Origin of the sequence: Kineosporia succinea (assembly GCF_030811555.1) — a bacterium.
In the GTDB taxonomy this organism is placed as follows: domain Bacteria; phylum Actinomycetota; class Actinomycetes; order Actinomycetales; family Kineosporiaceae; genus Kineosporia; species Kineosporia succinea.
Map to the genome: position 1 here is coordinate 7,157,555 of NZ_JAUSQZ010000001.1, position 24,150 is coordinate 7,181,704.

Genomic DNA, 24,150 nt, shown 5'->3' on the forward strand with positions numbered 1-24,150 from the left:
ACCCCGCCCCCACCCCTTCACGTTTCGATCCGGAGCGTCCCATGCGCATCAACAAGACCGCCCTCGCCGTCGTCACCGCGGCCACTCTCTCCCTCACCGCCTGCGGCGGTGGCAGCAGCTCCGGCTCCGGTGACACCGGCAGCGGGGGCGGGGCCGACGGCCAGGCCAAGGTCGACGCCGCCCAGAAGGTCATCGACGCGGCCAAGGCCGTGCCGACCACCGAGGACCTGGGCGCGGCCATCGACGTCGCCTCGCTCAAGGGCAAGACCATCTACAGCATCCCCATCGACAGCAAGGCCGAGTTCTACACCGCCGGTGAGAAGGCGATGAAGGAGGTCGCGGCCAAGGCCGGCGTCAACTTCGTGACCTTCCCCTCCGACGGCTCGCAGACCTCGTACCAGCAGGGCATCTCGCAGGCCATCAACGCCAAGGCCGGGGCGATCCTGCTCAACGGGCCGCTGCCGACCACCCTCGGCCCGCAGATCGACGCGGCGAACAAGGCCGGTATCCCGGTGATCCCGCTGCACCTGACCGACAAGGACAGCCCCTCGGCCGACGGCATCGAGTACGAGGCGTTCGCCCCGTTCAACGAGGCCGCGAAGCTGATGGCGCTCGACGCCGTGGTCGGCGCCAAGGGCGAGGCGGTGCACGCGCTGATCATCCAGTCGTCCGAGACCGGGCCGGCCAAGGGCATGGTCGAGACGATGGAGAAGACGCTCTCCGACGACGCGCCCTCCGGTTCCAAGGCGACCGTGGTGAACGTGGCCGTGCCGCAGTGGTCCACGCAGATCCAGGGCCAGGTCCAGTCGGCGCTGCTGAAGGACCCGAAGATCAACGCCGTGCTGCCGATCTACGACTCGATGGCGCTGTACGCGATCCCGGGCATCAAGCAGGCCGCGAGCAACCGCGAGGTGCCGATCTACTCGTTCAACGGCACCCCGTCGATCCTCAAGCTGGTGCAGGACGGCTCGGTGGCGATGGACGTGGCCGAGAACCCCGACTGGGTGGCCTACGTCAACATCGACACCGCGTTCCGGGCCATGCTCGGCGCCGACCCGATCGCCAAGGCGTCCGGCCCGCTGCGCGTCATCGACTCGTCCAACGTCGCCGACACGGGCAACCCGCCGGAGAGCGGCAAGGGCTTCGGTGACGAGTACCAGGGCGCGTTCCTCAAGGTGTGGGGCCTGAGCTGATGGAGACTCAGCCGCTCCTGGCGGTCAAGGGCCTGAAGAAGTCGTTCAACGGCGTTCCCGCCCTGCACGGTGTCGACATCGACGTCCGCCCGGGCGAGGTGCACGGCCTGCTCGGTGCGAACGGCAGCGGAAAGTCCACGCTGATCAAGATTCTCGCGGGGTTCCACGACGGTGACGGCGGTACGGTCACCGTGCACGGCACCACCGTCTCCAGCCCGTTCGGCCCCCGGGGCCTGCGTGACCAGGGTCTGGGCTTCGTGCACCAGGACCTGGGACTGGCCCCGGCCGGCACGGTGCTGGAGCACATGGCTCTCGACGCCGAGGGTGAGTCGAAGGGCTGGCGCCGGGTCGGCTGGAAGGCCGAGCGGGCCCGGGTGCAGGACCTGCTCGACCGGTTCCAGATCGACGTCGACCCGGACGCCACCATCGACATGCTCACCCCGGTGCAGCGGGCGATGGTCGCGGTGATCCGGGCGGTGGGTGGCCAGGAAGCCACACCGCACGCCGAAAGGGCCGGGCAGATCCTGGTTCTCGACGAGCCGACGGTGTTCCTGCCCCGGCAGGAGGTCGGCCTGCTGTTCGACGTGCTGCACCGGCTGCGTGACCGCGGCGACGCGGTGCTGCTGGTCAGTCACGACCTGGACGAGATCCTCGAGGTCACCGACCGGGTGACGGTCTTCCGCAACGGGAGCACGGCCGGCACCCGCTCCACCACCGGCGCCACCCGCGACGACCTGGTGCAGCTGATCCTCGGCGCCCGCGACGAGCACGTGGCCAAGGGCCGGGCGGTGGTCCGGGACGACCGGCCACCCCTGCTCGCGGCGCGCGGCATCACCGGCACCCGGGTGCGCGACCTCGACCTGGAGCTGTACTCCGGCGAGGTCGTGGGCCTGACCGGTCTCGCCGGTTCGGGTTTCGAGGAACTGCCGGAGCTGCTGTTCGGGTCGAAGCTGCCCAAGCAGGGCACCGTGGAGCACGGTGGCGAGACCGTCAAACGGCCGAGCCCGGCGAGAAGCATGGACGCCGGTGTCGTCCTCATCCCCAGCGACCGCAAGAACCAGGGCGGGGCCCAGGAACTCAGCGTGCTGGAGAACATGTCGGTGCCGTTCCTGGCCAAGGCCCAGGGCGGCTGGAAGATCCCCTGGAAGAAGCTCGAGCACCAGTCGCAGGAGACCTGCGACCGGCTGAACGTGGTGCCGCCCAACCCGCAGGCCATGTTCGGGCACCTGTCCGGCGGCAACCAGCAGAAGGCCCTGCTGGGCAAGTGGATGGACACCAGCCCCACGGTGATGCTGCTCAGCGAGCCGACCCAGGGCGTCGACATCGGCGCCCGGCGGGAGATCTTCAAGCTCATCCGCTCGGCGGTGGCCCAGGGCATGGCCGTGCTGTGCGCCACCTCCGACTACGAGCAGCTGGTCGAGATGGCCGACCGCGTCCTGGTTCTCGACGACGGCCGGGTACGGGCCGAGCTCCTGGGCGACGACATCACCAAGGACGCCCTGGCGTCCGCCGTCTACGCGGAAGAGGCAGCATCATGAGCGCGATCCAGAAGGAGGCCCCGCCCGTGGCCACAGCCTCGCGAACCTCGGCCAAGAAACCCGCCGAGCCGGAACGTTTCGCCCTCCTCGGCGTCTGGCTCGTGCTGATCGTGGCGTTCTGCCTGATCGTGCCGGAGACCTTCCCGACCACCGGCAACCTGTCGAACATGCTGGGCTCGCAGGTGGTCCTGCTGATCCTGGCGCTGGCCCTGCTGATCCCGCTGCGGGCCGGCGACTACGACCTCTCGGTGGCCTCCACGCTCAACCTGTCCACGGTCGTCGTGGCGGTGCTGAACGTGAACCAGGGCTGGGGCATCTGGCCCTCGGTGCTCGTCGCGATCCTCGCCAGCCTGCTCGTGGGCGTCGTGAACGGGTTCATCATCACGAAGTTCGCGATCGACCCGTTCATCGTCACGCTGGGCATCGGGACCGTCGTCCAGGGCCTGATCTACTACCTGTCGAACTCCTCCACGATCAGTGGCGTCGACCGCGTCCTCACCGACGTCGTCCTCACGCAGCCGTTCCTCGGCATCCCGATCGGCTTCTACTACGCGATCGCCCTATGCGCGGTGGTCTGGTACGTGTTCGACCACACCGCTTTCGGCCAGCGGCTGCTCTTCGTCGGGCAGAGCCGTGACGTGGCCCGCCTCAACGGCGTCAACGTGTCCGGCCTGCGCTGGACCTCGATGATCACCTCGGCCGGTCTGGCCGGGGTCGCCGGTGTCGTCTACGCCGGCACCACGGCCAGCGCCGACCCGGTCTCGGGCCAGGCGTTCCTGCTCCCGGCGTTCGCGGCCTGCTTCCTCGGCTCGACCGTGCTGCGCATCGGCCGGTTCAACCCGGTCGGCACGTTGATCGCCGTCTACTTCCTGGTCACCGGTATCACCGGACTGCAGCTGATGGGCGCCCAGCAGTACGTGCAGCAGCTCTTCTACGGCGGCGCCCTCGTCATCGCCGTGATCCTGTCCAAGCTCGTCCGTAGTCGCGGTGAACGTAAGCGCCGCGCCCAGATCCAGCCTTCCTAAGGAGAACCGACATGCGGGCACGCGGAGCCGTCATTCACGAGGTCGGCAAGGAGTGGCAGGTCCAGGACCTCGAACTGGGCGAGCCGAACGACACCGAGGTGCGGGTCAAGGTGATGGCCAGCGGGCTGTGCCACTCGGACGACCACTTCGTCACCGGTGACATCCCCGTCACCCTGCCGATGGTCGGTGGGCACGAGGGCGCGGGCATCGTCGAGGCCGTCGGCTCGAAGGTGACCCGGGTCAAGCCCGGCGACCACGTGGCCACCCTGTTCATCCCGGCCTGCGGGCACTGTCGCTACTGCGCCACCGGCCGCTCGTACATCTGCGACAACGGCGCGGGCATGGAGCACGGCAAGTCGCTCGACGGCACGTACCGGTTCTTCGACACCGACGGCAACGGCATCGGCGGCGTCACCCGGCTCGGAACCTTCTCGAACTATCTGGTGTGCAACGAGAATCAGACCGTCAAGCTGCCCGAGGACATCCCGTTCGAGCTGGCCTGCCTGGCCTCGTGCGGAGTCGCGACCGGCTTCGGCGCGGCGGTCAACGGTGGCCCGGTGCGGCCCGGTGACGTGGTGCTGGTGGCCGGTCTGGGCGGTGTCGGTGCGAACGCGGTGCAGGGCGCGAAGATCGCCGGGGCGGCGCACATCATCGTGGTCGACCCGAGCGAGTACAAGGTCGGGCGGGCCGCCGACTTCGGGGCCACGGCCGCCTTCAAGAGCCTGGACGAGGCCCGGCCGCTCATCGCCCACCTCACCAACGGCCAGGGCGTGGACGTCGGCATCGTCACCGTCGGCCGCGTGGACGGCGACATCATCGGCTCCGTCTTCGAGGCCGTGGGCAAGGCCGGCCGGCTGGTGCTGGTCTCGGTCGGCTCGTACGAGAAGTCGCTGACGATCAGCCCGCAGGACCTGACCAACTTCGCCAAGTCCATCCAGGGCGTCATGTACGGCAACTGCAACCCGGTCGTCGACATCCCCCGGCTGCTGGGCCTGTACCGCGACGGCCGGCTCAAGCTCGAGGAGCTGGTGACCCGCCGCTACAAGCTCGACGAGATCAACCAGGCCGTGGCCGACATGCACGCCGGGAAGAACATCCGCGGCGTCGTCGTGCACGAGCACTAGGTCCTAGAAGGAGCTTCAGACATGAGCAACATCGAGTTCACGCGCCTGCACATCGGCGGCGAATGGGTCGACGCCCTCGACGGCGCCGAGTTCGAGACGGTCAACCCGGCCACCGGCGAGGTCATCACCAAGGTCTCCGAGGCCAAGGCCGCCGACGTCGACCGGGCGGTCAAGGCCGCCCGCGAGGCGTTCGAGAACGGCCCCTGGTCGCGGATGAAGCCGAAGGAGCGGGCCGCCGCCCTCTGGCGCCTGGGTGACCTGCTGGTCGCCGACGCCGAGGAGATGGGCCGCATCGAGACCCTCGACCAGGGCAAGCCCTACCTGGCCGCCAAGAACGGCGACGTGCCCACCGCCGCGGGCCTTTTCCACTACATGTCCGGGTACGCCACCAAGATCGAGGGCGAGACCATCCCGATCTCGGCCCCCGGCGACTACCACACCTACACCCGCCGCGAGGCGCTCGGCGTGGTCGGCCTGATCGTGCCCTGGAACTTCCCGCTCGTCATCACCGCCTGGAAGGTCGCCCCGGCGCTGGCCGCGGGCAACACGGTGGTGCTGAAGCCGGCCGAGGCGACACCGCTGAGCGCCCTGCGCCTGGCCCATCTCGCTCTCGAAGCGGGCATCCCGCCGGGTGTTCTCAACGTCGTGACCGGTTTCGGCTCCGGCGCCGGTGCGGCCCTGAGCGTACACCCTGACGTGGACAAGGTCTCGTTCACCGGCTCCACCGCCACCGGGCGGCGCATCCTCGAGGCGGCCGGCGGCAACCTCAAGCGGGTCACGCTGGAGCTGGGCGGCAAGAGCGCCAACATCATCTTCCCGGACGCCGACCTGGAGGCCGCGATCGCCGGTTCCAGCGACGCGATCTTCTACAACGCCGGGCAGGCCTGCGCCGCCGGCTCGCGCCTGTACATCCACGAGGACGTCTACGACGAGGTCGTGGCCGGCCTGGTCGCCAAGGCCCAGGCCATCACGGTGGGTGACGGGTTCGACGAGTCCAGCGAGATCGGCCCGGTGGCGAGCAAGGAGCACTTCGAGCGGGTGAGCAACTACCTGCGCATCGGGGCCGAGGAGGGCACGATCGCGACCGGCGGCAACCGGATCGGCGAGAAGGGGTACTTCCTCGAGCCCACGATCATCACGGGCACGAGTGAGGACGCGCGGGTCGTCAAGGAGGAGATCTTCGGTCCGGTGGTGGTCGCCACCAAGTTCACGACCGAGGCCGAGGTCGTCCAGCTGGCCAACGATTCCCGCTACGGCCTGGCCGCGGGCGTCTGGACCAGCAACGTGGCGACCGCCCACCGGGTGGCGAACAAGCTGCGCGCGGGCACGGTGTGGGTCAACGCGTACGGCGTCTTCGACCCGAGCATGCCGTTCGGCGGCATGAAGGAGTCGGGCTGGGGCCGGGAGATGGGCCACGAGGTGCTGCACGACTACACCGACGTCAAGACGGTCTGCGTCAGCATCGCCGAGTAGTCACCGTGCCCGATCACTTCGCCGGGGTCGTGCCGATCGACCGCAGCAACCTCACCCTGGCCGACCAGGTGGAGGCCCGGCTGCGGGAACAGATCGTGCAGGGCCACTTCTCCCCCGGCGTCCGGCTCAACGAGGGTGAGATCGCCCAGTCGCTGGGCACCAGCCGGGGACCGGTGCGGGAGGCGCTGCGGCGCCTGGAGCACCACGGCCTGGTCACGGTCGAACCGCACCGCGGGGCGTTCGTGCGGCGGCTCGACCTGGCCGAGGTGCGCGAGCTGTTCGAGGTCCGGATCGCGCTCGAGAGCGAGGCCGCCGACCTGGCGGCCTCGCGCCTCGACCGCACCGGCACCAGCCTGCTGCTCGACCTGCAGCACCACGCCGAGCACGAGGTCAGCCAGGGCCAGCAGACGGTGGTGTTCGACCGGCACGACCTGCACGAGGCCATCGTGCGTCTGGCCGGCAACCAGCGGCTGGCCCAGGCCGTCACCCAGATCAACGTGGAGCTGCGGCTGGCCCGCTCGCGCTCCGGCGCCGACGGGCCCCGCACGAAGCACGCCGCGCACGAGCACCGACTGCTGGTCGAGCAGCTCACGGCCGGCGACCGGGCCGGGGCCGCCCGGGCCATGCGCGAGCACCTCACCGCCTCCCTGCAGAACACCATCCAGCTGCTCTACCGCCGTGACGGAACGGAACTCGCATGACGCACACCATCTTCCAGCCCTGGCGGCTGGGCCGGGCCGAGCTCGCGAACCGGGTCGTGATGGCCCCGATGACCCGCAACCGGGCCGACGTGCGCGGGGTGCTCCCCGCGTCCGCCGTCACCTACTACGAACAGCGGGCCGGGGCCGGGCTGATCATCAGCGAGGCCACCCAGCCCAGCGCCGCGGGCCAGGGCTACCCGGGCACGCCGGGCATCCACGACGACGCCCAGCAGGAGGTCTGGGCCCAGGTCGCCGACGCCGTGCACGCCCGCGGCGGGCGGATCTTCTGCCAGCTCATGCACACCGGGCGGATCAGCCACGAGAGCCTGCTGCCGCCGGGCGTTCCCGTGGTCGCGCCCTCGGCGGTGCGGGCCGACCTGGAGGTCGAGACGCTCGACGGCGCCAAGGTGCCCGCCCCGATGCCGAAAGAGCTCACGGTCGAGGAGATCCGGCAGACCATCGAGGACTTCGCCGCAGCCGCCCGGCGCGCCGTCGACGCCGGGATGGACGGGGTGGAGCTCCACGGCGCCAACGGCTACCTGCTGCACCAGTTCCTCTCCCCCGGCACCAACCGGCGCACCGACGCCTACGGCGGAACACCTGGCAACCGGGCCCGTTTCGTGGTCGAGCTGGTGCAGGCCGTGGCCGAGCGGATCGGCGCCGACCGGGTGGGCCTGCGCATCTCCCCCGGCGGCCAGTTCAACGACATGGCCGACAAGGACAACGACGACACCTACCTGGCCCTCGTCGAGGCGCTCCAGGCCGTGAGACCCGCCTACCTGCACACCCTCCGGCGCCGGTCGTCGCGGCTGCACGAGCAGGTCCGCGACCTGTGGCCGACCACGTACATCATGAACACCGGGTACCTGGGGTCCAGCGAACTGGACGACCTGGAGCCCATTCTCGCGGGCGGGCAGGCCGACCTGGTCAGCGTCGGGCGGCTCTTCATCGCCAACCCCGACCTGCTCGAGCGCTGGCGCCACGACCACCCGCGCGCGGCCTGGGACGAGGACACGTTCTACACCGGCGGCGACCGGGGCTACATCGACTACCCGGCAATCGGCACGCACAAGGAGAACTGATGACCGACACCATCCCCGCCCCCTTCGCCGGCCGCGTGGTCGTCGTCACCGGCACCGCGTCCGGGATCGGCGCCGCCACCGCCGACGTGTTCCGCCGTCAGGGCGCGGCCGTCGTCGGCTGGGACATCAGCGGCACCCCCGAGGCCGGCCCCCTCGACCTGACCGACGCCACGGCCGTGAAGGCGGCCGGTGCCCGGGTTCTCGAGCAGCACGGACGCGTGGACGCCCTGGTCAACTGCGCCGGGGTGATCACGCCGAACCTGCCCGCGGAAGAGGTCGACCCGGCCGATTTCCAGAAGTGCTTCAGCGTCAACGTGGTCGGCACGCTCAACGCCAGCCAGGCCCTGTACGCGGCGCTCGCCGCCTCGAAGGGCGCGATCGTCAACGTCGCCTCGCAGGCCGCGCTCGTCTGCCTGCCGCAGCAGTCGGCGTACTCGGCGTCGAAGGGGGCCGTCGCGGCCCTGACCCGCTCGCTGGCCGTCGACTGGGCCTCGGCCGGCGTCCGCGTGAACGCGGTCTGCCCGGGCTTCACGCTCACCCCGATGGCTGTTCAGCAGATGACGCCCGAGCTGGACGCCGCGGTGTCCCGGCGGGTTCCGCTCGGCCGGATGTTCCAGCCCGACGAGATCGGTTCCGTCATCGCGTTCCTCGCCTCCACCGGCGCCTCGGCCGTGACCGGCGTGGTCATGGCCGTCGACGGCGGCTGGACGGCCGGCGAGCCCGCGCTGCCGATGGGCGGCGAGGCATGAGCGTCGCCTACGTGACCGGGGCCAGCTCGGGGATCGGCCGGGGGGCCGCCGTGCGCCTGGCCGAGGACGGGTACCGCGTGGTGCTGCTCGGCCGTTCCCAGGAGCGGCTGGCCGACGCCGCCGCCGAGTGCGGGCCGGACGCCTACTACGCCGCGTTCGACGCCACCTCGGCCGAGGCCGTCGATCGCGAACTGCCCTCTCTGCTGGAGCAGTACGGCGCTCCCGACGTGGTGGTGCACGCCGCCGGGCAGACCGTGGTCGGGGCCCTCGACCAGCTGACGCCCCAGCAGTGGCACCAGCAGATGGACGTCAACCTGACGAGCATCTACCTGCTCAACCGGCACCTGTGGCCGGCCCAGGTCGCGGCGGGTGGCGGTTCGGTCGTGCTCATCGCCTCCACCGCCTCGTTCGCCGCCTTCCCCCAGGACGCGGCCTACGTGGCCTCGAAGGGGGCCGTGCTCGCCCTGACCAAGGCGATGGCCCTGGACGGGGCGCCGGCCGGGATCCGGGTCAACGCGGTGTGTCCCGGATTCATCCTGACGCCCAACCTGCAGGGCTATTTCGATGCGCAGGACGATCCGGCGGCGGCCTCGGGCGGGGCGGCGGCCGCCGCTCCCCTGGGCCGGATGGGCACGCCGGCCGACGTCGCCGGGGCCATCGCGTTCCTCGCCTCACCGGCGTCGTCGTTCGTGACCGGCACCTCGCTGCTCGTCGACGGCGGCCTGATGGCCCGCGTCCCCGGCTGACGAAGCCCTCCCCCGCCGTCCCGGCCCGATGCCCAGCCCCACGGGCGTGTGGCCAACTTCCTGGAAAGGTGCTCGACGATGAGTGAACGCGATGTGGACGTGGTGGTCGTCGGCGCGGGCGGCGGCGGGCTCGTCGCCGCCCTGGCCGCCGCCGACCGGGGCGCCTCGGTGGTGGTGCTGGAGAAGCTGAACGAGGCGGGCGGCAACACCGGCCTGTCCACCGGGTCGATCCCGGGCGGCGGCTCGAAGCAGCAGAAGGCCGCCGGGGTGGACGACGACCCGGAGCGGATGTTCACCGACCTGATGCGCCAGAGCGGCCCGCACGAGGCCGAGCACCTGACCCGCCGGCTGGCGCAGACCTCGGGGGCGCTGGTGGACTGGCTGGTCGAGAAGCACGGCGTCGAGCTCAGACTCATCATGGACTACAAGCACGTCGGGCACTCGGTGAACCGGCTGCACGCCCCGGCCTCGCGACGCGGTGGCGATCTCGTGCGTGACCTGCTGGCCGCCTGCGAACGGGCCGGGGTGGACGTCGTCCTCGGCAATCCGGTCGGTGGGCTGATCGTCGAGGACGGGGTGGTGCAGGGTGTGCGGGTCGCGGGCGACCGCGTCGATCCCTACGAGTTGCGCGCGGGGGCAGTGGTTCTCGCGGCCAACGGTTTCGCGGCCAACCGGGACCTGGTGACGAGGTGGGCACCGGAACTGGCCGCGCTGGAGTACTTCGGGGCGCACGGCTCGACCGGTGAGGCCATCGAGTGGGGTCTCGAGGTGGGCGGGCGGCTGCGCAACGCCACGGCATTCCAGGGCTACGCGGCCGTGGCCTATCCGCACGGCAGCATCCTGTCCTGGACCACGGTCGAGAAGGGCGGCGTGCTGGTCGATTCCACCGGCTCCCGGATGGGTGACGAGATCGTCGGGTACTCCGGTTTCACCACCGAGGTGACGGCCGGGCAGCAGCCGATCTGGGCGCTGTACGACACCCGGATCCGCGACATCACGCTGCGGGAGGACGAGTTCCGCGACCTGGTCGAGATGGGGGGCGCCAAGGAGTGCGCCGATCTGGCCGAGGTCGCGGCGGTCACGGGCGCTCCCCTGGAGGCACTGACGGCGACCGTGACCCAGTACGCCGGAGCGGCCCGCGGAGAACATCCGGACTCCTTCGGGCGCACCGACCTGGCGCTGCTCGAGGCCCCCTACGTGGTCTCGCGGGTCACACCCGGCCTGTTCCACACGCAGGGCGGGCTCGACGTGGACGCCGACGGCCGGGTGCTGCGTGCCGACGGTTCCGCGGTCGAGGGACTGTTCGCGGTCGGCGGGGTCGCGGCGGGGGTGAGCGGCATCTCCGGTGGTCGCGGGTACTCGTCGGGCAACGGGCTGCTGACCGCGGTGGGTCTCGGCGAGCTGGCCGGGGCGGCAGCGGCTTCCAGGGTTCTCTGATGGTGGACGACGTGGTCGCCTGGCGCACGGCCCTGGCCGGACGCCTGGACTCCCTGGGTGACGGCCTGCCGTCCGGCGTACGCCGCCGGGCGGCGCTCGTGCTGGTCGACGACCTGGCCGCGATGGTGGCCGGGCACGCCCACGCCGACGTCGCCTCGTTCACCGGGGCGATGCACGGGAGCGGCTCGGAGGCAACGGTTCTCGACGGCTCACGGGCTGCTCGCGACCGCGCGGCGGCGGCGAACGCGGTGGCGGCCGGATGGGACGAGCTCGACGAGGGTTACCGGCCGGCGACCTGTCACGGTGGGCTCTACGCGGTGCCGGCGGCGCTGGCCGAGGCCGAGGCGGCGCGCGCGTCCCTCGGGGAGCTGCTGACGGCGGTCGTGGCCGGGTACGAGGTGGCGACCGCCGTGGCCCGGCTCTTCCCGGCACCCAGACCACTGGTGCTGCACCCGCACGCCACGCTCGCGCCGATCGGCGCCGCGGCCGCCGTCGCCTGGCTGCGCACCCGCTCGGGAGGGGCCGTGCTGGCGGCGGCGGACGTGGCCGCGAGCCTGTCCATGCCCGGCCCGTTCCGGCTCGCGACGGCCGGGGCCCAGGTGCGCAACCTGTGGGCGGCGGCCGGCGCGGTCAGCGGCTTCCTGGCGGTGGACGCGTGCCACGCGGGACTCACCGCCGACCCCCGGACCATGACGGACGTGTTCACCCAGGGCTACGGCCATCAGCTGTCCGAGGACGAACTGACCTCACGGCCCGCGCGTTTCGCCATTCTCGACGGCTACCACAAGCTCTACGCCGCCTGTCAGTACACGCACTCGGCGCTGGAGGCCGCCCGCGACCTGGCCTCCGCGCCGGGCTGGGACGCCGACCAGGTCGAGAGCATCGAGATCGCCACCCACCCACTGGCCCGGCCCCTCGACTCGACCGCGCCCGAAACCGCTCTCGGCGGCAAGTTCTCGCTCCCGCACGTGATCGCCGCGGTGCTGGCCACGGGCCGGGACGACGCCGAGGTCTTCTCGGCCGGCCACCTCCACGACCCGCAGGTGAGGGATCTGCGCCCGCGGGTGCGGATCGTCCCCTATGCGCCACTGCCCGGGGCCCCGCACGACCGCCCCGCCCGGCTCACCGTGCGCCTGCGGGACGGCAGCACCCGCACCGCGACCTGCCTGAGCGCAGTCGGCGGCCCCGACCGCCCCCTGACCGAGAACCAGGTTCTGGCCAAGGCCGCCGGCCTGACCGCCGACGCCGCACCGGCATTCGGCGCCCAGGCCCGCTCGCTGGTGGAGGGAACCACCGCCGACGACCGCCTGTGGGCCGACGTCCTCGGCCTCATGCTCGACGTGACCCCCGGAGCGACCCCGTGACCAGTTCTCTGTCCCGCCGGCTCGCCGACGCCGCGGTCAGGGCCGCGACGTGCGTACCGTTCGAGGTCGACCGGGCCGCCCGTCTGCACCTGCTCGACAGCCTCGCCGTCGGCGCGCTCGGCGCCGCCCACGGACCGGTGCGCAGGCTGAAAGGGATGCGCGCGGGCGGCGGTCCGGCCAGCGTCATCGGCGGCCGCGACGGGGCCGGCGCCCCCGAGGCCGCCCTGCTGAACGGGGCGTTCATCCACTCGCTGGAGTACGACGACACCCACGTCGCGTCGGTCATGCACGGCAGCGCCGTGCTCACCCCCGCGGCCCTGGCCGCCGCCGAGGCGGCCGGGGTGGGCGGCGCCCGGCTGGTCGCGGCCTACGCGGTGGGCTGGGAGGTGCTGATCCGGATGGGCCTGGCCGGCCCGGGAACCCTTCAGGCGCGGGGATTCCAGACCACCAGCGCGGCCGGGCCGTTCGTCGCCGCCCTGGTGTCGGTGCTGGTCAACGGCGATCCCGAGCACGCCGTGGACGCCCTCGGGATCGCCGGGAGCCAGCCCGGCGGCACCTTCGCGTTCCTGGCCGGTGGTGACACGGTCAAGGCCGTGCAGCCCGGCTGGGCCGCCCACTCCGGGCTCTGGGCCGCCGACCTGGCCCGGCACGGCGTCACCGGGCCGGCCGGGGTGCTCGACGGCGACTACGGCTTCTACCGGCTGTACGCGAACGACCCCCAGGCCCCCGCGCGGCTCGCGCAGCACCTCGACGACCTCGGCACCCGCTGGCACCTGCTCGACGCCGCGTTCAAGCTGGTGCCCTGCTGCCACTTCATCCACCCGTACGTCGAGGCCGTGCGCGACCTGGCCGCCCGGGGCCTGCGCGCGGGCGACGTGGCCTCCTGGCACGTGAGGGTCCCGGCCGGGGCGGCGCCGGTGATCGCCGAGCCCTGGGCGGAGCGACAGCGCCCGGCCACCGGTCACGACGTGCGCTGGAGCCTGCCCTACGTGATGGCCGCCCAGCTGGCCGACGGACGCGTGGCGCTGGACCTGTTCGAGGCCCCGATCGGCGGGCAGCGCGCCGACCTGGCCGGGCGCATGACCTACGAGATCTGGGACGACAGCGGGTTCCCGGCGCGCTTCCCGGCCTGGGTCGAGGTGACCACGACCGACGGGGACGTGCTGCGTGCCGAGGTCGACGACGTGCTCGGCGGCGGCGGACGGCCGGTTCCCCCCGACCGGGTGCTGGCCAAGGCCCGGGAATGCCTGTCGGCGGCCGGGCTCCCGTCGTCCGGCATCGACCTGCTCGTCACCATGGTGCTCGACGAGGCCGACTTCGACCCCGCCGCGGTGGGCGGCCTGCTGCGGAGGATCAGGTCATAGCCTTCCGCAGCAGCCCGAAGTCGGCCAGGGTCAGCGGCACCAGCCCGTACCGCAGTGCGTAACCCCAGTTCGGCGCGCTCGTGAGCTCCAGCGGCAGGTCGGCGATCGGCACCGGCGTGACCGGCACGAACTCGACGTTGCGCCGCCACGGCCGGAACGTGCCGTGCGTGCCCATGCTCATCATCTCGTCGGCCTGGTAGGGCTCGTCGTCGGCCACGATCCCGAGCTGGGTGACGGCGCGTAGCGGTTGGGTGTCGCTCATGCGCTGTTTGGACGAGTAGAAGACGAAGCCGTCGCCCCGACCGAGGCGGCCCAGGCTGTTGCGCTTGCCGTGATTGAGCTGGATCCAGCCCTGCTCCGCCCCGATCGCGGCGTGCTCGGCGGAGACGACACCCATCCATGCGTTCTTCATGCTCATCATCGTGCCGGGCATACCTGCCAGGCCCTGTCAGGTATTGCGGCTAGTGTCGGACGCGTGAAGTCCGACCGCCTGCTCGCCCTGCTCCTGCTGCTGCAGGCCCGCAGCCCGCGCCCGGCCACCGAGCTGAGCGAGCGTCTCGAGGTCTCGGTGCGCACGATCTACCGTGACGCCGAGGCGCTCTCGAGTGCGGGCGTGCCGGTGTACGCCGAACGCGGCCGTAGCGGTGGCATCGCCCTGCTGCCCGGCTACCGCACCCAGGTGCCGGGCCTGAGCGGCGACGAGGCCGCCGCCCTGTTCGTGCTCATGACCGGCACCGCCCACACCGACCTGGGGTTCGGGCCGTCGATCGGCGGCGCCCTGCGCAAGCTGCTGGCCTCGCTGCCCGGCACCCAGCAGGACACGGCCGAGCTCATCCGCGAACGCATCCTCGTCGACCCGGCCCGCTGGCGCGCCCACGACACCCGCCCCGAGCACCTCGGCACGGTGCAGACCGCGGTGCTCGACACGCGCCGTCTTCGCCTGCACTACCGCAAGTCCCAGGGTGCCGAGGGCACGTACACCGTCGACCCGCTGGGCCTCGTGCACAAGGCCGGGGTCTGGCACCTGATCGCCCGGCACCGGCAGGTCACCAAGAACTTCCGCGTCGACCGGGTGCTCGACGCCACCGTGCTGGACTCGAACGCCCACCGCCCGGCCGGTTTCGACCTCCAGACCACGTGGCACGAGCTTCAGCGTGACTTCAGCGGCTCGATGCGCGCCGTCGCGGTGCGGGTGCGGGTGAGACGCCGCATCCTGGGCCGGGTCCTGCGCATGCACGGGCAGGAGACGACGGTGGACGCGGGGGACGACGAGGACTGGGTCGGGACCACCCTGCGGTTCCCGGCTCTCGAGGCCGCCCGCGCGCTGCTCGCGCACGGGGACGACCTCGAGATCCTCGATCCGCCGGAGCTGCGGGACCGGTTCGCCGACCTCGGCCACCGGATCGCCGCGATGTACTCCTAGCCCCCGTTGCTCTGCCGGATTCCTCTCCCCAGCGCGGTGAACGAGTGGACGAAGCCGCCCGACGGCCCGCTCACGGTGACGTACGCCTCGCGGGTCCCGGGCCGGATCGCCAGGTTCGTCGCCGAGTAGTCGCCGTCGTCCGGAACCGGCAGGTCGATCGTCTTCAGGTGATCCCCCCGGTCGTTGAAGACCATCACCCGGGCCTGCCGGTGGAACATCTGGTACACGTTCCCGGCCGCGTCCACCGCGTTCGAGTCGACCTGGTTGCCACCCGCGTCCACCCGCACGGCCGGATGCGCCGTGGCCACGGCCTTCCCGCCGACCGTGAGACCCAGGTGGTCGATGCGGTTCTCGGCGTACTGACTCACCCACAGGCCCTCGGACCCCGCGTCGAACGAGATCCCGTTGGGTGCGGGCAGGTCAGGCGCGAGCACCGTGGCCTCGCCACCGTCGCGCGGGATCCGCACCACGCGGCCCCGGTCGTCGCCGAGCGGGTCGTCGTGCCCGCGGGTGTCGCTGACGTAGAGATGGCCGGCTGGGTCGAAAGCCAGGTCGTCGGGCTGCATCACGGTCCCGTCGACCTTGCCCTCGAAGAACACCTCCGGGTCGTCACCGCGCACGCTGATGCTGTCGATCGCGCCCGACGCGAAGTCGGTCAGGTAGATCCGGCCGTCGTAGGGACTGATCTGGGCCGAGGTGTACGCACTCGAGGAATCGGTGAAGAACGGTTTCACCGTGCGCTTCCCGACGTCGATGCTCAGCACCTTGGGCTCACCGGCCGGCGCGGTCACGTCGACCACCAGCAGCGAGCCGTCGGGTGTGAACACCGGCCCCTCGAGCAGGGTCATGCCGGTGGCCTCGTGCACGTCGGTCACCTTGAGGGGTTTCGGGGTTGCCGCCGGGGACGCCGCGGAACCGCACGCCGTCAGGGCCAGCAGGACGGCCGAGATCACCAGGCGCTTCATTCTCCCACCACCAGGACGTCGTCGATGCTCGTCTCCCGCCACTGCCCGAGCAGCCGGTGGAAGGCGACCGGACCGGGCGAGAACGTCCGGATCGGAAGGGTTCTCCCCTCGCCGTTGTAGTAGCCCGGGGTGCACTCGGCCTGGAAGGCCCTGGTGTCCACCGAGACCTCCTCGATCGTGCGCACCCAGGCGACCGCGTCGTCCTCACGCGGTTCGACCCTCACCGCGCCCACATTCAGCGCCCGCGCGACCAGCGCCCCGATGTGCTCGGCCTGCTGCTGCAGGATGTGCACGAAGTTCACCGAATTGGCGTTCTGCATCGAGCCCAGGTGGAAGAGGTTCGGGAAGCCCGGGCTGCAGAACCCGTGCAGCGTCTTCGGACCGCCCCGCCAGGTCTCGAGCAGCGCCTGGCCACCCCGTCCGGTGACGGGCAGCGCCCCGGTGACCACCCCGGAGCGGCCCACGTCGAAACCGGTCGCGAAAATGACGCAGTCGACGGCATACTCGGTCTCCCCGACCACCACGCCGGTCTCGGTCATCCGGGTGACTCCCCCGGTGTCGGCCGTGTCCACGAGCGTCACGTTCGGCCGGTTGAACGTCTCCAGGTACTCGTCACTGAACCCGGGCCGCTTGCACATGTACCGGTACCAGGGCTTCAGGATCTCGGCCGTGGCCGGGTCCCGCACCACCTCGGCGACCCGGTCGCGCAGCGACTCCATGACGCGGGCGTCGAGCAGCTCCTCCTCCGGCGCCGACGCGTCCGTCACCCCGGAGAGATAGGTGCGCTGCGCCCGGGCGGTACGCGTCCATCCGTCGTCGATCAGGTCTTCCGGCACCGGTTCTCCGGTGACGGCGGCCAGGAAGTTGTTCATGCGCTCCCGCTGCCAGCCCGGCTTCTGCGCACTGAACCACTCCTGGTCGAGCGGCCGGTTCGCCCGTACGCCCACGGTCGAGGGCGTACGCTGGAACACGTACAGATGCCCCGCGTCGCGCCCCAGGTGCGGCACGACCTGCAGACCCGTCGCGCCGGTGCCGATCACGGCCACCCGCCGGTCGCGCAGCCCGGTCAGGCCGCCTTCGGCGCTGCCCCCGGTGTAGGCGTAGTCCCAGCGGCTGGTATGAAAGGTGTGCCCGCGGAACGTCTCGATCCCCGGTATGCCCGGCAGTTTCGGCTGCGTCAGGGTTCCCGGCGAGACCACCACGAACCGCGCCCGCACCCGGTCACCGCGATCGGTCGTGGCCACCCAGTCCTGCGTGTCGTCCCGCCAGGTCAGCGCGGTGACCCGGGTCTGGAACAGGGCGTGCTCGTAGAGCTTGTAGCGCTCGGCCAGCGCCACGGCGTGCAGCCGGATCTCCTCCCCCGGCGCGTACCGCATCGAGGGCGTGGTGCCCACCTCCTCGAGCAGCGGCATGTAGACGGAAGCCTCGATGTCGCAGTGAATTCCGGGATACCGGTTCCAGTACCAGGTGCCCCCGACGTCACCCGCCTCGTCGACCAGCCGCACGCTCCCCAGGCCGGCCTCCCGCAGCGCGGCGCCGGTCAGCAGCCCACCGAACCCGGCGCCGATCACCAGGGCGTCGACCTGGTCGTCGACCGGCTCCCGCGAGAGTCTCGCGATGTAGGGATCCTTGGCGTAGTACCCGAACTCCCCTGCGGCAGAACGGTACTGCCGGGGCTGTGCCGATCTCGTGCGGCGGTCACGCTCGTGCGCGTACCGCGCCCGCAGGGCCTCGATGTCGATGCCGTCCAGATCAGTGTCGCTGCTGCCCGGAGAAACCACGCGCGTCCTCAGTCCCGACCCGCCGGGCGTGTGCCGCCCAGCACGTCGTTGTCGATTGCCGTCGGTCGCAAAAAGCTTAGCATCGCCCTAAGTATTTGCCAGGGGCGGCATACTGGGGCCCGTGACCAGCGAGAAGAGCGAACGCGCCCGTCTGCTGGGGGTGCTCGACGCGGCCCGGGAGGCGATGGAGACGTCGACCCTGCCCGCCGCGGTGCGCCGGCTGCTCGACTCCGACCTGACGTTTCAGCAGGTCAAGGTGCTCACCGTGCTCGTCACCCGGCCCGACGGCCTGACCGTGCGGGGCCTGGCCGAGCACTTCGGGGTCTCGATGGCGTCGATGTCCACGATGATCGACCGGCTCGTGGCGCAGGACATCGCCCGGCGCGACGTCGACCCGGCCGACAGCCGGGTGCGCCGCATCCACGCCACGCCGCACGGGCGTGACGTGCTGCGCCGCCTGGTCAGTGCCCGTCCCGAGTTCGAGGAGAGCACGCTGGAGGGGCTGGCCCTCGACGACCTGCGAGCCCTTGCGCAGGGCATGCAGGCGGTGGCGCGGGCCTTCAGGCCCTCGTCATCAGGGTGAGCGGGCGATCGCGGCACAGGTCTCACTGATCGGTGGTGGTGCGCCCGGTTCAGGGCACCGAGCGGATTCTCACCACGAGCACCGACCCGAGCACGCTCACCCCGGCCGCCAGCAGGTACAGCCCGCGATAGCCGAACCCGAGGCCGAGCACCCCGGCCGCGAGCGCGGGGGCGAGCACCTGCGGCAGGGCGGTGGCGATGTTGAGGACGCCGAGATCCCTTGCGCTGTCGGCCTTCCGGGGCAGCACCTGGGTGACGAGGGCGAAGTCCACGGCCTGGTAGGCGCCGAATCCGATGCCGAGCACGACCGCGGCCGCCCAGACCGCGGGCAGGGTGGGCGCGAGCGCGAAGACCAGCAGGGCGGCGGCGGTGATCAGGCCCGACCAGATCACGAAGACCCGGCGGCGTCCGGCCCGGTCGCTCCAGATCCCGCCCGCGAACGCGGTGAGCACCGTGCCGAGGCCGTAGACGGCGGTGAGCCCGAAGACGGTGCTGTCGGCCGCTTCCACGTCGAGCCCGACCGAATCCTTCAGGTAGTAGAGCAGATACAGGATGAGCAGGGCGTTGCCCAGGTTCATCAGGAACCGGGTGATCCAGGCCCAGGCGAAGTCGGGGTGCCGCCGGGGCGAGAGGCGTCGGAGGCCGAAGGGTGGACGATCCTGCCGCGCGATCGCGGTGTCTCTCGAGTTGAGCGCGTAGGGCAGGGTGGTCACGACGAGAACGCCTGCCAGCGTGAGGTATCCGGCGGCGGTGCTGCCGGTGGCGGCCGCGATGCCGGTGCCCCCGACGACGCCCAGGGTCTGGGCGACGGCGAGCGCGCCGCCCACGCCGCCGCGCCGGGAGGTGGGCACCTGGTCGGGCACGGTGGCGGTGATCGCGGCCAGCACGGCGTTGAGGGCTGCCTGGGCCAGGGCCCACCCGAGCGCCATCTCGAGGATGCTGCCGGCGCGGGAGAGCATCAGCATGGCGATCGTCCCGCCGGTGGCGCCGCCGAGCAGCCAGGGCAGACGGCGCCCGAGCCGGGAGGTGGTGCGGTCGGAGAAGGCACCCCAGACCGGGTTGAGCACGGTGGACACGGCCGCGCCGGCGCCGGTGACGAGGGCGAGCGCGGACTCCTTGTGGTCGGGGGCCAGGGTCTCGGCCTGTTCGGCCAGGAGCACCTGGATCGGGCCGAACAGGCCGGACCACAGGCCGATGACGGCCAGGACCAGGCCGAGGACCCAGGTGCGGGGCACGTCCGGGTGGTCAGTCACGTTTCGCCCGGGGCGGGCGGTGGGCCTCGCGGTGGCGGCGCACCTGCTCGGCGTACCAGGTGAACGAGCGGCGCGGGGTGCGCTCGAGGGTCTCGAAGTCGACTTCGACGAGGCCGAAGCGCTGCGTGTAGCCGTCGGCCCACTCGAAGTTGTCGAGGAGTGACCAGCAGTAGTAGCCGCGCACGTCCACTCCCCGTCCGACGGCCTCGGCGACGGCCCGCAGGTGGGCGTCGAGGTAGTCGACGCGGGCGGTGTCGTCGAGCCCGGCCGGGTAGGAGCAGCCGTTCTCGGTGACGATCAGGGGCGGCAGTGCCGGATAGCGGGCCTTCAGGCCGGTGAGCAGGTCGGTGAGGGCGGCCGGGACGACGGGCCAGCCGAAGCCGGTGACCGGGTGGCCGGTGATGTCGGCGTACTCGAACGGCAGCGGGGAGCCCGGCGCCGGGGCCCGCACGGCGATCGGGTTGTAGTAGTTGACGCCGTAGAAGTCGAGGGGCTGGCTGATCAGGGCGAGATCGTCGGGGGACGCGTCGGCCAGCAGGCCGTGCGGGTAGCGCCCGAGCAGCACGGGGTCGGCGAAGAGCCGGTTCCAGAACAGGTCGAGCTGGGCGGCCGCGCCCCGGTCGGCCTCGCTGGCGGTGACCGGCCAGACCGGGAAGTGGTTCGTGGCGGTGCCGATCCGGCCGTGTGAGCCGCGCCGCAGGGCCTCGACGGCCAGGCCGTGCGCGAGCAGCAGGTGGTGCGCGGCGGGCAGGGCGCCGAACAGCAGACCGCGGCCGGGGGCCAGCCCGGTCTGGGCGTACCCCTGCAGGATCGCGACGTTCGGCTCGTTCACCGGGCACCAGTGGGTGACCCGGTCGCCCAGCCGGGCGGCCACCACCGACGCGTACTCCCCGAAGCGCAGGGCCGTGTCGCGCCGGAGCCAGCCCCCCGCGTCCTCGAGCCTCTGCGGTAGATCCCAGTGGTAGAGCGTGGCCATCGGCTGCAGGCCGGCCGAGAGCAGGCCGTCGACGAGCCGGTCGTAGAAGTCCAGGCCGCGGGCGTTGAGACCGGTGCCGTCGGGCTGGACGCGGGGCCAGGCGATCGAGAACCGGTAGCCGGGAGCGCCCAGGCGCCGCAGCAGCTCGAGGTCGGCGGGCCAGCGGTGGTAGTGGTCGCAGGCCACCGCGCCGCTGCTGCCGTCGGCGATCCGGCCCGGCTGCGCGGTGAAGGTGTCCCAGATGCTCGGGCCGCGGCCGTCTTCCGCCACCGCGCCCTCGATCTGGTAGGCGGCCGTGCTGGTGCCGAACAGGAAACCGGCGGGCAGGGACTCGATGCCGCTCATGCGTGTCTCCCGGTGCGCGGGAACGATGATCTTCCCGAGCCGGTGGGCGTTCTGTCCAGATGCGGGGGGCGATCCGGCCACTGGATATGCTTCAGCGCTCCCCGCAGGCCCCTTGAACAGATGAGAACCGTGAGCGTCAGCACCGACCAGCGTCCACCCGTCACCCCGGCCCGAGTCGTCCATCTGGTCGTCGCGTGTGCCGTGCTCGGGGCGGGGGTGACGTTGTTCCTGCTCGCCTCGCTCGGCTCGGACGGCTACTCCACCCTGATCAGCGGCCTGACCGAGACCACGGGCCTGCCCTTCGCGCTGGTCAACATCGGCGTGGGGGTGCTCTTCGTGGCGCTGGCCTGGCTGCGCGGCACCCGCCCGGGGCTGGGCACGGTGGTGCAGCCGGTGGTGGTCGGGCTCACCGTCTCCGCGCTGATGGGCGCGCTCGAGGCGCCGGACGGGCTCGCGGTGCGCATCGCTCTGCTGGTGGCGGCCGTGCCGGTGATGGCGTTCGGGGTCGCCGGCTACCTGGGCAGCCGCACCGGCGCCGGGCCGGCCGAGGCCGCCGCGCTCGCCTACGACCCGCCGCTGCCGTTCCGGTGGAGCTACAGCGTCCTGCAGTTCGGTGGGGCGCTGGTGGGCTGGCTGCTGGGTGGGGCCGTCGGGCCGGGCACGATCCTGGTGGTGCTGGTGCTGGGGCCGGCGATCGACCTGACCACCCGGCGGTTCGAGCGGATCGTGGTGCGCTGACCGCAATTCGGGGCGGGTCCCGAGCCAATTCCGAGCCAATTCCGGGCCGGTCCCGGGCCGGTCCCGGGCCGGTCCCGGGCCGGTCCCGGGCCGGTCCCGGCCGGACAGCAAGCGCACAGCCGACGTCCAGAGACGCCCCATGAGCCGTCGCCACACTGATCACATGACGAAGAGCTTCCCGACGGCGCAGTACCGCTCCGTGGCCGTGGCCGCGGTGGCCCTGGCCAGCATCCTGACCCTCAGCGGGTGCGGGTCGGCCTCGAACAACGACGCGGCCGCACCGGTCACGGCCGACCGCATCCTGGCGGTGGCCGGGATCCCCACGTCCGCCGAGGGGTACGGCCCCACCCGCTGAACCCCGTCCGACCGGCGGTGAGACGTGCCGGAACGCCCCGGTGGCCCGTGTCAGCGCCGCGTCCATCAGGCGGCGCAGGTTCCCGGTCTCGTTCATCGAGCCCGGACGATCCCACCCGTCCGCCGCGCGGCGAAGGCCCCACGTCGTCCTCCAGCACTCAGGCCACCAGACGCTTCTGGGCCGCGGTGTGGAACGCCGTCACCAGGCCGTTCGCGTCGCCCCCGCGGGAGGCGACCACCACCCGCCCGGGCGGGACGCCGTCGATCGGCACCGTGGTCAGGTCGGGGCGGATGCCCGTGGCGTAGGGACCCGAGCAGATGAACGCGCCCCGTCCCGAGGCGGCCAGCTCGTACTTGTCCCCCAGGGCCGCGGCCGACGGCCCGGCCGCCCCCACCCGCTCGCGGACGATGTCGTTGCCCGTGCGGCCCGACGCGTGCAGACGCACGAGGGGCTCGCCGGTGAGGTCGTCGAGAGTGATCGACTCCTTGCCCTCGAAGCGGTGCCCGACCGGGATCACCAGCAGCGGCTGCTCCTCGTACAGCGTTGTCAGTCTGAGGTTCTCGTCACTCACGGGCGTGTGCAGGCGGAGCAGCAGCACGTCGACCTCGTGCGCCAGCAGCGCCCGCAGGCTGTCGGGGCAGGGCAGGACCCGCGTGGTGACGTCGGCGGCCGGGTCGGCATGCACCAGCTCACGAACGGCGGCGGTGACGAACAGGTTCTCGCTGTGCCCGACGACCAGCCGGCCGGGGCGAGCGGCGGCGCGCGCGGCCCTCACCGCCTCGTCGGCGTCCCGCAGCAGGGCCTGCGCGCGGGGCAGGAACACGGCCCCGGCCTCGGTCAGGTCGTTGCCCCGGTTCGTCCGCTCGATCAGGGGGGTGCCGATGCGGCGTTCCAGCCGGGCGATCTGACGGGTGAGCGAGGGCTGCGTGACGTGCAGGTCGGCGGCGGCCCGCCCGAAGTGCCGGTGCCGGGCCAGCACCACGAAGGCCGCCACCAGCGCCAGGTCCAGTTCCGCCATGCCGAATCCCTCTGGCCAGGGCCGATACGGGGTGCGTATCGGCCGGTTCCGATCATTCATTGGACGTGCCCGGAAGGTGACAACGACGGTGGTGGGCATCCACTTCCACCAGGTTCCAGGAAAGGCCGTCATGAGCAGGTTCGCGGGCAAGAACGTCGTCATCACCGGGGGCAGCAGCGGCATCGGGCTGGGCACGGCGAAGTACCTCACCGACGGCGGCGCCCGGGTGATGGTCACCGGGCGGGACCAGGCCGGGCTCGACCGGGCCGGCGAGAGCATCGGCGCGATCGCCGTGCGCAGCGACATGACCTCGGCGGCGGACCGGCAGGCGCTCGCCGAGCGGGTCGCGGCCGAGTTCGGTTCGCTCGACCTGCTGTTCGTGAACGCCGGCGTCACCCGCTCCTCGACGTTCGCCGAGACCGGTGAGGAGCTGTACGACGAGGTCTTCGCGATCAACACCCGGGGCGTGTACTTCACCGTGCAGGCGCTGGCCCCGTTGATGCGCGAGGGGTCGGGCATCGTGCTGACCACGTCGCTGGCCGACGAGATGGGAATGCCCGGCACCGGCGTGTACTCGGCCAGCAAGGCCGCCGTCCGCTCGATGGCCCGCACGTTCGCCGCCGAACTGCTGCCGCGCGGGGTGCGGGTCAACGCGATCAGCCCGGGCCCGATCGACACCGGCATCATCCACCGTTCGATGCCCGCCGAGGCCGCCGACGCGTTCATGCGGCAGGTGCGTGAGGGCAACCCGATGCGGCGTACCGGCACCGAGGAGGAGATCGCCCGGGCCGTGGCGTTCCTGGGGTTCGAGGCCACCTACAACACCGGGCTCGAGCTGGCCGTGGACGGGGGCGCGGCGCAGTTGTAGCCCGTCGTGCCGGCCCTGCTGGACGCCCTCAGCGACGTGCACCACCCGCT

23 protein-coding genes are annotated in these 24,150 nt (G+C 71.9%); 17 read left to right on the forward strand and 6 right to left on the reverse strand.

Going from position 1 to position 24,150, the window contains the following annotated elements:
- Positions 1-41: 41 nt before the first annotated feature.
- The 12 genes from J2S57_RS31620 (at position 42) to J2S57_RS31675 (ending at position 13,796) form a co-directional block, all read left to right on the forward strand.
- Positions 42-1,193: a sugar ABC transporter substrate-binding protein gene (locus J2S57_RS31620; RefSeq protein WP_307249656.1), complete on the forward strand. Its 1,152-nt coding sequence runs from the start codon at positions 42-44 to the stop codon at positions 1,191-1,193.
- Positions 1,193-2,731: a sugar ABC transporter ATP-binding protein gene (locus J2S57_RS31625; RefSeq protein ID WP_307249657.1), complete on the forward strand. Its 1,539-nt coding sequence runs from the start codon at positions 1,193-1,195 to the stop codon at positions 2,729-2,731. The genes J2S57_RS31620 and J2S57_RS31625 overlap by 1 nt, the downstream gene beginning before the upstream one ends.
- On the forward strand, positions 2,728-3,756 hold the full coding sequence (locus J2S57_RS31630; protein WP_307249658.1) for an ABC transporter permease: 1,029 nt from the start codon (positions 2,728-2,730) through the stop codon (positions 3,754-3,756). Before J2S57_RS31625 ends, J2S57_RS31630 begins: the two co-directional genes overlap by 4 nt.
- 11 nt (positions 3,757-3,767) lie before the next feature.
- Positions 3,768-4,880 carry an NDMA-dependent alcohol dehydrogenase gene (locus J2S57_RS31635; protein WP_307249659.1) on the forward strand — a complete coding sequence of 371 codons (1,113 nt, stop codon included), beginning with the start codon at positions 3,768-3,770 and terminating at the stop codon, positions 4,878-4,880.
- A gap of 21 nt (positions 4,881-4,901) precedes the next feature.
- Positions 4,902-6,353, forward strand: a complete 1,452-nt coding sequence (locus J2S57_RS31640) for an aldehyde dehydrogenase family protein (RefSeq protein WP_307249660.1) — start codon at positions 4,902-4,904, stop codon at positions 6,351-6,353.
- Positions 6,354-6,358: 5 nt separating this feature from the next.
- Positions 6,359-7,054, forward strand: a complete 696-nt coding sequence (locus J2S57_RS31645) for a GntR family transcriptional regulator (RefSeq protein ID WP_307249661.1) — start codon at positions 6,359-6,361, stop codon at positions 7,052-7,054.
- Positions 7,051-8,136 carry an alkene reductase gene (locus J2S57_RS31650; RefSeq protein ID WP_307249662.1) on the forward strand — a complete coding sequence of 362 codons (1,086 nt, stop codon included), beginning with the start codon at positions 7,051-7,053 and terminating at the stop codon, positions 8,134-8,136. The genes J2S57_RS31645 and J2S57_RS31650 overlap by 4 nt, the downstream gene beginning before the upstream one ends.
- The gene (locus J2S57_RS31655) at positions 8,136-8,885 is read left to right on the forward strand and encodes an SDR family NAD(P)-dependent oxidoreductase (RefSeq protein ID WP_307249663.1); all 750 of its coding nucleotides are present in this window, start codon (positions 8,136-8,138) and stop codon (positions 8,883-8,885) included. Before J2S57_RS31650 ends, J2S57_RS31655 begins: the two co-directional genes overlap by 1 nt.
- Positions 8,882-9,631: an SDR family NAD(P)-dependent oxidoreductase gene (locus J2S57_RS31660; protein ID WP_307249664.1), complete on the forward strand. Its 750-nt coding sequence runs from the start codon at positions 8,882-8,884 to the stop codon at positions 9,629-9,631. The genes J2S57_RS31655 and J2S57_RS31660 overlap by 4 nt, the downstream gene beginning before the upstream one ends.
- A 78-nt stretch (positions 9,632-9,709) precedes the next feature.
- Positions 9,710-11,068, forward strand: a complete 1,359-nt coding sequence (locus tag J2S57_RS31665; RefSeq protein ID WP_307249665.1) for an FAD-dependent oxidoreductase — start codon at positions 9,710-9,712, stop codon at positions 11,066-11,068.
- Positions 11,068-12,432, forward strand: coding sequence for an MmgE/PrpD family protein (locus J2S57_RS31670; RefSeq protein WP_307249666.1), 1,365 nt, complete (start codon positions 11,068-11,070; stop codon positions 12,430-12,432). Before J2S57_RS31665 ends, J2S57_RS31670 begins: the two co-directional genes overlap by 1 nt.
- Positions 12,429-13,796: an MmgE/PrpD family protein gene (locus J2S57_RS31675; protein WP_307249667.1), complete on the forward strand. Its 1,368-nt coding sequence runs from the start codon at positions 12,429-12,431 to the stop codon at positions 13,794-13,796. The genes J2S57_RS31670 and J2S57_RS31675 overlap by 4 nt, the downstream gene beginning before the upstream one ends.
- On the opposite strand, the gene J2S57_RS31680 is transcribed toward J2S57_RS31675, so the two are convergent.
- Positions 13,786-14,208: an EVE domain-containing protein gene (locus tag J2S57_RS31680; protein WP_307249668.1), complete on the reverse strand. Its 423-nt coding sequence runs from the start codon at positions 14,206-14,208 to the stop codon at positions 13,786-13,788. The two genes, J2S57_RS31675 and J2S57_RS31680, sit on opposite strands and share 11 nt — an antisense overlap.
- 63 nt (positions 14,209-14,271) lie before the next feature.
- Here J2S57_RS31680 and J2S57_RS31685 point away from each other — a divergent pair, with 63 nt between their 5' ends.
- Entirely contained in the window at positions 14,272-15,219 is a 948-nt protein-coding gene (locus tag J2S57_RS31685; protein WP_307249669.1) for a helix-turn-helix transcriptional regulator, read from the forward strand.
- Here the strand turns inward: J2S57_RS31685 and J2S57_RS31690 are convergent.
- Both J2S57_RS31690 and J2S57_RS31695 read right to left on the reverse strand, forming a co-directional pair.
- The gene (locus J2S57_RS31690) at positions 15,216-16,184 is read right to left on the reverse strand and encodes an SMP-30/gluconolactonase/LRE family protein (protein ID WP_307249670.1); all 969 of its coding nucleotides are present in this window, start codon (positions 16,182-16,184) and stop codon (positions 15,216-15,218) included. The genes J2S57_RS31685 and J2S57_RS31690 overlap by 4 nt on opposite strands.
- Entirely contained in the window at positions 16,181-17,965 is a 1,785-nt protein-coding gene (locus J2S57_RS31695; RefSeq protein WP_307249671.1) for a flavin-containing monooxygenase, read from the reverse strand. The genes J2S57_RS31690 and J2S57_RS31695 overlap by 4 nt, the downstream gene beginning before the upstream one ends.
- A gap of 121 nt (positions 17,966-18,086) precedes the next feature.
- Here J2S57_RS31695 and J2S57_RS31700 point away from each other — a divergent pair, with 121 nt between their 5' ends.
- A complete protein-coding gene (locus tag J2S57_RS31700; RefSeq protein ID WP_307249672.1) occupies positions 18,087-18,548 on the forward strand; it encodes a MarR family winged helix-turn-helix transcriptional regulator in 462 nt (153 codons plus the stop codon).
- 49 nt (positions 18,549-18,597) lie between these two features.
- On the opposite strand, the gene J2S57_RS31705 is transcribed toward J2S57_RS31700, so the two are convergent.
- Together J2S57_RS31705 and J2S57_RS31710 are read right to left on the reverse strand one after the other, a co-directional pair.
- A complete protein-coding gene (locus tag J2S57_RS31705) occupies positions 18,598-19,800 on the reverse strand; it encodes an MFS transporter (RefSeq protein ID WP_307249673.1) in 1,203 nt (400 codons plus the stop codon).
- On the reverse strand, positions 19,793-21,121 hold the full coding sequence (locus tag J2S57_RS31710) for a GH1 family beta-glucosidase (RefSeq protein ID WP_307249674.1): 1,329 nt from the start codon (positions 21,119-21,121) through the stop codon (positions 19,793-19,795). Before J2S57_RS31710 ends, J2S57_RS31705 begins: the two co-directional genes overlap by 8 nt.
- Positions 21,122-21,250: 129 nt before the next feature.
- On the opposite strand from J2S57_RS31710, the gene J2S57_RS31715 reads away from it, so the two are divergent.
- Positions 21,251-21,859, forward strand: a complete 609-nt coding sequence (locus J2S57_RS31715; protein ID WP_307249675.1) for a YczE/YyaS/YitT family protein — start codon at positions 21,251-21,253, stop codon at positions 21,857-21,859.
- A 163-nt stretch (positions 21,860-22,022) separates the two neighbouring features.
- Positions 22,023-22,214: a hypothetical protein gene (locus J2S57_RS31720; RefSeq protein WP_307249676.1), complete on the forward strand. Its 192-nt coding sequence runs from the start codon at positions 22,023-22,025 to the stop codon at positions 22,212-22,214.
- A gap of 157 nt (positions 22,215-22,371) precedes the next feature.
- Here J2S57_RS31720 and J2S57_RS31725 read toward each other — a convergent pair whose 3' ends face one another.
- Positions 22,372-23,232, reverse strand: a complete 861-nt coding sequence (locus tag J2S57_RS31725; RefSeq protein ID WP_307249677.1) for a LysR family transcriptional regulator — start codon at positions 23,230-23,232, stop codon at positions 22,372-22,374.
- Between the two features lie 130 nt (positions 23,233-23,362).
- On the opposite strand from J2S57_RS31725, the gene J2S57_RS31730 reads away from it, so the two are divergent.
- On the forward strand, positions 23,363-24,100 hold the full coding sequence (locus J2S57_RS31730; protein ID WP_307249678.1) for an SDR family oxidoreductase: 738 nt from the start codon (positions 23,363-23,365) through the stop codon (positions 24,098-24,100).
- Positions 24,101-24,150: the final 50 nt, after the last annotated feature.

Bases quoted from the DNA above. Each gene is read 5' to 3' on its own strand.
- J2S57_RS31710 (WP_307249674.1), bottom strand. From the start codon at position 21,121: ATGAGCGGCATCGAGTCCCTGCCCGCCGGTTTCCTGTTCGGCACCAGC.
- J2S57_RS31725 (WP_307249677.1), bottom strand. From the start codon at position 23,232: ATGGCGGAACTGGACCTGGCGCTGGTGGCGGCCTTCGTGGTGCTGGCC.
- J2S57_RS31720 (WP_307249676.1), top strand. From the start codon at position 22,023: ATGACGAAGAGCTTCCCGACGGCGCAGTACCGCTCCGTGGCCGTGGCC.
- J2S57_RS31620 (WP_307249656.1), top strand. From the start codon at position 42: ATGCGCATCAACAAGACCGCCCTCGCCGTCGTCACCGCGGCCACTCTC.
- J2S57_RS31660 (WP_307249664.1), top strand. From the start codon at position 8,882: ATGAGCGTCGCCTACGTGACCGGGGCCAGCTCGGGGATCGGCCGGGGG.
- J2S57_RS31730 (WP_307249678.1), top strand. From the start codon at position 23,363: ATGAGCAGGTTCGCGGGCAAGAACGTCGTCATCACCGGGGGCAGCAGC.
- J2S57_RS31665 (WP_307249665.1), top strand. From the start codon at position 9,710: ATGAGTGAACGCGATGTGGACGTGGTGGTCGTCGGCGCGGGCGGCGGC.
- J2S57_RS31650 (WP_307249662.1), top strand. From the start codon at position 7,051: ATGACGCACACCATCTTCCAGCCCTGGCGGCTGGGCCGGGCCGAGCTC.
- J2S57_RS31640 (WP_307249660.1), top strand. From the start codon at position 4,902: ATGAGCAACATCGAGTTCACGCGCCTGCACATCGGCGGCGAATGGGTC.
- J2S57_RS31655 (WP_307249663.1), top strand. From the start codon at position 8,136: ATGACCGACACCATCCCCGCCCCCTTCGCCGGCCGCGTGGTCGTCGTC.
- J2S57_RS31690 (WP_307249670.1), bottom strand. From the start codon at position 16,184: ATGAAGCGCCTGGTGATCTCGGCCGTCCTGCTGGCCCTGACGGCGTGC.
- J2S57_RS31680 (WP_307249668.1), bottom strand. From the start codon at position 14,208: ATGAAGAACGCATGGATGGGTGTCGTCTCCGCCGAGCACGCCGCGATC.
- J2S57_RS31625 (WP_307249657.1), top strand. From the start codon at position 1,193: ATGGAGACTCAGCCGCTCCTGGCGGTCAAGGGCCTGAAGAAGTCGTTC.
- J2S57_RS31670 (WP_307249666.1), top strand. From the start codon at position 11,068: ATGGTGGACGACGTGGTCGCCTGGCGCACGGCCCTGGCCGGACGCCTG.
- J2S57_RS31630 (WP_307249658.1), top strand. From the start codon at position 2,728: ATGAGCGCGATCCAGAAGGAGGCCCCGCCCGTGGCCACAGCCTCGCGA.
- J2S57_RS31635 (WP_307249659.1), top strand. From the start codon at position 3,768: ATGCGGGCACGCGGAGCCGTCATTCACGAGGTCGGCAAGGAGTGGCAG.